We start from the raw sequence: 6,261 nt of genomic DNA, 5'->3' as shown, positions 1-6,261 counted from the left end.
ATAAAGAACATGAAACAATTAAATATTCTTCACACAACAGCTCGTAATAAAATTGCTGCATTTTCTGCAGCTTTAACCATATTTTTTATGGGTAGTTCAGCTCATGCACAAGCCCAAGCAAAAACTTTAAAAAATGCGGAGACAGCTCTAAAGGATTTACAAGGCGATATTCAAAAAATTATACCTATCGCTGCTGCTATTATACTATTATGCTTAGCAATTGGTTATGCAGGACGCTACATCGGAAAAGACACATTTGTACGGTGGGCAATTGGTGTTGTCATCGCAGGTTCTGCAGCCCAGCTTGTTTCACTGCTGTTTAAGCCATAATGGCGTTAATTGTAAATTTTAAAGTACAATATGTTTGTTTATATAAAATATTATCTAAATTCTAATAAGAGTGAAATATGCAAAAATTAATTAATCTCAAATCGAAAAATAACAACAAAATCATCGCAATTTCTGCTGCTATGACTGCGTTCTTTATGAACAGTTCTGCTCATGCACAAGCCCAACCATCCGTTTTAACAAATGCATCGAAAGCTCTAACAGAGTTACAGACAGATTTAAAAGTGATTATCCCTATCGCTGCTGCCGTTATACTGTTGTGCTTAGCAATTGGTTATGCGGGACGCTACATCGGAAAAGATACTTTTGTACGGTGGGCAATCGGTGTTGTCATCGCAGGTTCTGCAACCCAGCTTGTTACTCTGCTATTTAAAACAACGTAATAATGGCGTTAATTATAAATTATAAAACACAATATGTTTATTTATATAAAAATATTATCTAGATTTTAATAAGAGTGAAATATGCAAAAGTTAATTAGTGTTCAATCAAAAAGTAACAACAAAATCATCGCAATTTCTGCTGCTATGACTGCATTCTTTATGAATAGTTCTTCTCATGCACAAGCCGCAAAAACTTTAACAAATGCAAAAAATGCTCTAACAGAGTTACAGACAGACTTAAAAGTAATTCTCCCTATCGCTGCTGCCGTTATACTTCTATGTTTAGCAATTGGTTATGCGGGACGCTACATCGGAAAAGACACATTTGTACGTTGGGCAGTAGGTGTTGTCATCGCAGGTTCTGCAACCCAACTTGTTACTCTGCTATTTAAAACAACGTGATAATGACATCAATTATAAATACAATATGTTTATTTATATAAAAATATTATCTAGATTTAATAAGAGTGAAATATGAAAAAATTAACTAGTATTCAATCAAAAAGTAACAACAAAATCACCGCAATTTCTGCAGTTATGACTGCGTTCTTTATGAATAGTTCTGCTCATGCACAAGCCAAAGCGAGTGTTTTAAAAAATGCAGAAGGCGCTTTAGAAGGTTTACAGACAGACTTAAAAGTGATTATCCCTATCGCTGCTGCCGTTATACTGTTGTGCTTAGCAATTGGTTATGCGGGACGTTACATCGGAAAAGATACTTTTGTACGGTGGGCAATCGGTGTTGTCATCGCAGGTTCTGCAACCCAACTTGTTACTCTGCTATTTAAGGCATAATGGCGTTAATTATAAATAATACAACACAATACGCTTATACAATAGACAATCAGTGTTATCGTACCCTCTACAACAAAACTTACTGCAATATTATTGAAAGGTAATTCATGAATCATGTATAATACGTAATGTTTTTAATACCCATCGATTATAGGTGTGTACCAGTAATAATGTAGCCATACTGAAAAAAGGAATATTATTTATAGCAACTTTAATTAAAAGGGGATAAAGAATATGAAACAATCAAATACGTTTCAAGCGAAGACGTGCAACAGGATTAATGTTATTATCATCACTTCAATGATGTTATTAATAACGCAATCTGCATATGCTCAGACGGAAACAGAGAGCTTGGATGCCTTCATAGGAATGCAATATGGATTAAGTGTACTTATTCCTATCGTTGCCCTCATTATTCTTTTATTACTTTTGCTTATTTATATATTTCGCATCATCGCAAGAGCTACATTTATACGATGGGCCTTCAGCGTCATTATTGCTGGTGCAGCCTTTTATATTAGCCACATATTATTTTACCTCTACTGACAAGAGCACCCCATGAAATCACAAGAGCAAAAAGAATTCCCCCTATTCAAAGGAGCAACACGTGTTCCAACGATATGGGGTGTCCCCATGATGCCATTTATCGTTATGGTTATGGGGGTCGCTGTTATTGCCATGACAGTAAGTATCTTTTTGTGGATTATGGCACCTCCATTATGGTTCATTATGGTGCAAATTACTAAAAACGATGATAAGGCGTTTCGTATCTGGTGGTTATGGATCGATACTAAATTTCGCAATCGCAACAAAGGTTTTTGGGGCGCATCAAGTTATAGTCCCTCTGATTATAGTAAAAGGAGATAAACATGACAGCTGTTGAAAGCAGCAAACGCCTTGCATCAGAAGCACCTGTAAGCCTGTTTCTACCTTATTCACATCATATTACAGATACGATTATTTCTACTAAAAATGCGGAATATTTGTCAGTTTGGAAGATTGACGGGCGTTCACATCAAAGCGCTTCAGAAGAAGATATTTTTCAATGGATAAAAGAGCTTAATAATACTCTACGGGGTATTGCATCAGCCAATTTATCATTTTGGACACATATTGTGCGCCGCCGTGTTTATGAATATCCTGATTCAACATTTGATCAAATGTTTTGCTATCAACTTGATGAAAAATATCGGCAAAGCTTTACTGGTTATAATTTGATGGTCAATGATTTATATCTGACGGTCATTTTTCAACCGATAGCGGATAAAATTATGTCGTTCTTTTCTCAACATGAACGTGAAACGCTTGATCAAAAAAAGATGCGACAAGACTCGTGTATCAAAGAACTCAATGACATCAATCGTACTTTAGGCCAATCTTTAAACCGTTACGGTGCAGAACTTCTTGGTGCTTATGAAAAAAATGGGCATGCTTATTCTTCTGCACTTGAATTCCTTGGAATGCTTGTCAATGGTGAATATCGCCCTATGCCAATTTGCCATGACCGTTTTGCTGACTATATGTCTGTCAATCGACCTTTTTTCTCAAAATGGGGCGCTCTTGGTGAACTGCGAACAACCAGTGGAATGCGTCGATTTGGAATGCTGGAAATTAAAGAATATGATGCAACAACCAAACCAGGACAATTGAATGTTTTGTTGGAAAGTGACTTCGAGTTCGTATTGACGCAGAGCTTTTCAGTTCTCTCCCGACATGCTGCTAAAGATTATTTACAACGGCATCAGCGTAATCTTATTGATGCACGAGATGTGGCAACGAGCCAAATTGAACAAATTGACGAAGCACTAAACCAGCTTATCAGTGGGCATTTTGTCATGGGAGAACATCACTGCACATTGACGATCTATGGTGATACAATTCAACAAGTTCGCGACCATATGGCCAAAGCAAGTGCAGCATTACTAGACGTTGCGGTACTGCCCAAACCTGTAGACTTAGCAATAGAGGCTGGCTATTGGGCACAACTTCCTGGCAATTGGAAATGGAGACCGCGTCCTGCTCCGATTACATCATTGAACTTTTTATCATTTTCATCTTTTCATAATTTTATGTCAGGAAAACCCACTGGTAACCCATGGGGTCCAGCCGTCACAATTCTTAAAACAACCAGTAAAACACCGCTTTATTTCAATTTTCATGCCTCCAAACTTGAAGAGGACTCGACAGATAAACGTTTACTTGGTAATACCGCACTTATCGGACAATCTGGTTCCGGTAAAACCGTGTTACTCGGCTTTTTGTTAGCACAAGCACAAAAATTTAAGCCGACAACTGTTGTTTTTGATAAAGATCGTGGCATGGAAATTGCCATTCGAGCGATGGGTGGAAAATATTTAACATTCAAGCCAAGCAGAAAAAGTGGTTTCAATCCTTTCCAACTCCCACCAACACAAGAAAATCTGATTTTTTTGAAACAATTTGTTAAAAAATTGGCAGAAGCTGGTGGTGAGGTCACGCATCACGACGAAGAAGAAATTAACAAAGCAGTTATGTCTGTTATGAGTGCTAATATTGACCGATCACTCCGTCGTTTGTCCTTTCTAGTACAATTTTTACCAAATCCACGTTTAAGTGATTATAATGCTCACCCATCTGTTCATGCTCGCTTACTAAAATGGTGTGAAGGTGGTGATTATGGGTGGTTATTTGATAATCCCCATGATGCTCTTGATCTCTCAACACATCAAATTTACGGCTTTGATATCACGGAATTCTTAGATAATTTTGAAACACGCACTCCAGTGATGATGTATTTGCTTTACCGCACAGAAGGCATGATTAGCGGACAGCGATTTATGTATATCTTTGACGAGTTTTGGAAGCCTTTGCAAGATCCGTACTTTGAAGATTTAGCGAAAAATAAACAAAAGACTATCCGTAAACAAAATGGTATTTTTGTTTATGCAACACAAGAGCCTAGCGATGCCTTGGAAAGTAATATTGCCAAAACACTCATTCAACAGTGTGCAACTTACATTTTTCTAGCCAATCCCAAAGCAAATTATGAAGATTATACAAAAGGCTTTAAACTAACAGATGCCGAATTTGAACTCGTTAAAGGACTTGGTGAGTTTAGTCGCCAATTCCTCATTAAGCAGGGTGATCAATCTGCGCTTGCAGAACTGAATCTTGGTAAATTCCACCTGACACGCGATGGAAAAACCATCGAACACGACTTTAGTGACGAGCTCTTGGTGTTATCAGGTACACCTGATAACGCAGAGTTAGCCGAAAGCATTATCGCAGAAGTTGGTGATGATCCAGCAATATGGTTGCCAATTTTCTTACAGCACGCAAAAAATGACAGGAGGGAAACATGAAAAAAAAGGTCATTTCAATAATAGTTGTAATAACTTTAGGGATTTCAAACCCAGCGATGGCTTGGGTTTGGGGCGCTGGGGCGGCGGATTTGGGAGCATCAATTCCAACGACGTGGCCCAATTTTTTTGGGAAATCATCTTCAAATAGATCAAAGTCTAAAAAAACTCCACAGCAAAAGAAAGCGCCATCTGATGCCCAACTTCTCGATATGCTAAAAAAACACCTTGAGGAAGTAAAAAAGATACACGAGTCTATAACGGGAAGCCAAAAATTCGATACTAAAAAACTTAAAAATGTACAAACAGATCACAGTAGCTTTTTTCTCAAAAATCCAGAGAATCTCTACAATAGAAATAAACCTTCTGCTCTATCTACATCACTTGAAAATATTTTAAAAGAAGAAGAAATTCCTGTCACTATCCATGAATCTAGCAGTTTTATCAACAAGCGCATCCAATATGCAGCCATCACTGATAAAGCCGTAAGTTTAAAAACTTTTCAAGAAGCAAACAATCGTTTTCAGCAAATTGAAGAACTATTAAAAGAAATCACGACAACAAAAGATCTAAAAAGTATTGCCGAGTTACAAGCACATATAATTGGAATGCTTGCTATGCTACAAAATGAAACAGCAAAACTACAAATGGTTACACATTTACGCAATGCTGAACATACACTTATCAAACAACAGAAAGATAAGCATAACATAAAAATTTTGAATAGTAAAAACACGAAAATGCCTACCATAAGATTTATTAGGTAAAGCTTTTATAATAACATTTTGTATATTATTTCCCTGTATGCTCGTAAAAAGAAAAAGTTAATGCGTAATACTCAATTCTCTCTCATAGATCAAAAAGGTCTACGAAGTTTCATTTTATCCTTAAAAAGTTCAACGAAAAATGCTTAAAAATCATATAAAAAGTTGAAAATTCATTAAAGAGGAATTCCATGGACTTTACAGTGTTCACGCAACTTTTCAATAAAATTGATCAGATAACAAAAACATATGTCACGGATATTTCCTCAAAAACAATAGCTACAATTACACCCTTTGTTTCAATTGGAATCACAATCGCTTTCATCATCTACGGATGGCTCATCATCCGTGGCGCTATAGATATGCCTCTCTCCGGATTCGTAAACCGTTTCCTAAGGATAAGTATTATTACTTCAATAGCTCTTACCACAGGACTTTATCAGAGTGAAATTGCCAATTTGATCACACAAATGCCCTATGAGTTATCAAAAGCGCTTATAACAAATCCACTCAATGATACACAATTAATGAATTTACTGGACAAAGCAGCAACCAAAGGATTTCAATATGCAGGACGTCTTTTCCAAGAAACCGTCTTCTTCGAGTCCAATGGATTGCTTTACAGTCTCTTAG

At 36.8% G+C, this 6,261-nt stretch carries 9 protein-coding genes; all 9 read left to right on the top strand.

Translation table 11 applies throughout. The features are described from left to right. Window positions 1-9 precede the first annotated feature (9 nt). Complete coding sequence (gene trwL, locus ACFIQE_RS08355) at window positions 10-330, top strand: VirB2 family type IV secretion system major pilin TrwL (RefSeq protein WP_375629635.1); 321 nt, start codon at window positions 10-12, stop codon at window positions 328-330. A gap of 77 nt (window positions 331-407) precedes the next feature. Further along, on the top strand, window positions 408-731 hold the full coding sequence (trwL, locus tag ACFIQE_RS08350; protein ID WP_375707521.1) for a VirB2 family type IV secretion system major pilin TrwL: 324 nt from the start codon (window positions 408-410) through the stop codon (window positions 729-731). An 81-nt stretch (window positions 732-812) separates the two neighbouring features. Next, window positions 813-1,133, top strand: coding sequence for a VirB2 family type IV secretion system major pilin TrwL (gene trwL, locus ACFIQE_RS08345; protein WP_375630584.1), 321 nt, complete (start codon window positions 813-815; stop codon window positions 1,131-1,133). 72 nt (window positions 1,134-1,205) lie between these two features. Beyond that, window positions 1,206-1,526 (top strand): VirB2 family type IV secretion system major pilin TrwL, encoded by a 321-nt coding sequence (gene trwL / locus ACFIQE_RS08340; RefSeq protein WP_375630588.1) that lies wholly within the window; start codon window positions 1,206-1,208, stop codon window positions 1,524-1,526. A gap of 234 nt (window positions 1,527-1,760) precedes the next feature. Beyond that, window positions 1,761-2,072 carry a conjugal transfer protein gene (locus ACFIQE_RS08335; protein WP_375630589.1) on the top strand — a complete coding sequence of 104 codons (312 nt, stop codon included), beginning with the start codon at window positions 1,761-1,763 and terminating at the stop codon, window positions 2,070-2,072. Window positions 2,073-2,084: 12 nt separating this feature from the next. Continuing rightward, entirely contained in the window at window positions 2,085-2,393 is a 309-nt protein-coding gene (locus ACFIQE_RS08330; RefSeq protein ID WP_375606609.1) for a type IV secretion system protein VirB3, read from the top strand. 2 nt (window positions 2,394-2,395) lie between these two features. Next, a complete protein-coding gene (locus ACFIQE_RS08325) occupies window positions 2,396-4,867 on the top strand; it encodes a VirB4 family type IV secretion/conjugal transfer ATPase (RefSeq protein WP_375707520.1) in 2,472 nt (823 codons plus the stop codon). After that, window positions 4,864-5,631: a type IV secretion system protein gene (locus ACFIQE_RS08320; protein ID WP_375707519.1), complete on the top strand. Its 768-nt coding sequence runs from the start codon at window positions 4,864-4,866 to the stop codon at window positions 5,629-5,631. Before ACFIQE_RS08325 ends, ACFIQE_RS08320 begins: the two co-directional genes overlap by 4 nt. A gap of 188 nt (window positions 5,632-5,819) precedes the next feature. Beyond that, the coding region (locus tag ACFIQE_RS08315; protein ID WP_375707518.1) for a type IV secretion system protein at window positions 5,820-6,261 on the top strand (442 nt) is incomplete at its 3' end.

This window comes from Bartonella sp. AA1HLJMS, from assembly GCF_042197445.1.
Classification (GTDB): Bacteria; Pseudomonadota; Alphaproteobacteria; order Rhizobiales; family Rhizobiaceae; genus Bartonella.
Note: the sequence above shows the minus strand (reverse complement) of the source record. Positions and strands in the feature narration are given on the sequence as shown.

Bases quoted from the DNA above. Each gene is read 5' to 3' on its own strand.
- ACFIQE_RS08330 (WP_375606609.1), top strand. From the start codon at position 2,085: ATGAAATCACAAGAGCAAAAAGAATTCCCCCTATTCAAAGGAGCAACA.
- ACFIQE_RS08320 (WP_375707519.1), top strand. From the start codon at position 4,864: ATGAAAAAAAAGGTCATTTCAATAATAGTTGTAATAACTTTAGGGATT.
- ACFIQE_RS08335 (WP_375630589.1), top strand. From the start codon at position 1,761: ATGAAACAATCAAATACGTTTCAAGCGAAGACGTGCAACAGGATTAAT.
- trwL (WP_375707521.1), top strand. From the start codon at position 408: ATGCAAAAATTAATTAATCTCAAATCGAAAAATAACAACAAAATCATC.
- trwL (WP_375630584.1), top strand. From the start codon at position 813: ATGCAAAAGTTAATTAGTGTTCAATCAAAAAGTAACAACAAAATCATC.
- ACFIQE_RS08325 (WP_375707520.1), top strand. From the start codon at position 2,396: ATGACAGCTGTTGAAAGCAGCAAACGCCTTGCATCAGAAGCACCTGTA.
- trwL (WP_375629635.1), top strand. From the start codon at position 10: ATGAAACAATTAAATATTCTTCACACAACAGCTCGTAATAAAATTGCT.
- trwL (WP_375630588.1), top strand. From the start codon at position 1,206: ATGAAAAAATTAACTAGTATTCAATCAAAAAGTAACAACAAAATCACC.